1 protein-coding gene is annotated in these 554 nt (G+C 29.4%); it reads left to right on the forward strand.

Annotated features, from left to right (window positions below; all coding sequences use genetic code 11):
• Positions 1–50 precede the first annotated feature (50 nt).
• Positions 51–554: hypothetical protein (locus tag MBFIL_RS05475; RefSeq protein ID WP_157078694.1), on the forward strand; the 504-nt coding region annotated here is incomplete at its 3' end.

A 554-nucleotide genomic window follows, 5' to 3' on the forward strand; every position in this document is an offset into this window, starting at 1 on the left:
AATGATTAAAGGAATATGGTGAAAGGAAAAATTACAAAGAAATAGAACAAATGCTCAAAAAAGCAATTTACATTTTAGATTCAGGATATTTCTCTAACGAAAACTTAGAAACAGCAGATAAAAATGATATAAATGCACTCATAATGCCCAAAGGAATCTCAAAACAACTTAATGACATTTACAGAGTGAATAATGGACTCAAAGAAGCCCCATGTATTGAAGAATTGGAAAAAATAACTAAAAAATATTTTGAAAAAGGAAATAACAAAATCACATGTTTAAATGGTGAAATATTACCCTTAAAGAACATTAAAGAGATAAACAGCAAATATAATCGTCAACATAACTCTAATCCAAAATACATGGAAAGATCATACAATTACTATTGCTTGTCCCATTCATCATGCCCATTTAAGGAAAAATGTTCGTGTGGTGATGGTGTAACTCCTATAAACTACAGAATCACCACACTTAAACATGAAATGATTAATAAAATGACTCAAAAACGCTATTTAACTATTTATGCTGAACGGTTCCAAACTGAAGGCGTAAAT

This window comes from Methanobrevibacter filiformis, from assembly GCF_001639265.1.
Taxonomy (GTDB): Archaea; Methanobacteriota; Methanobacteria; order Methanobacteriales; family Methanobacteriaceae; genus Methanacia; species Methanacia filiformis.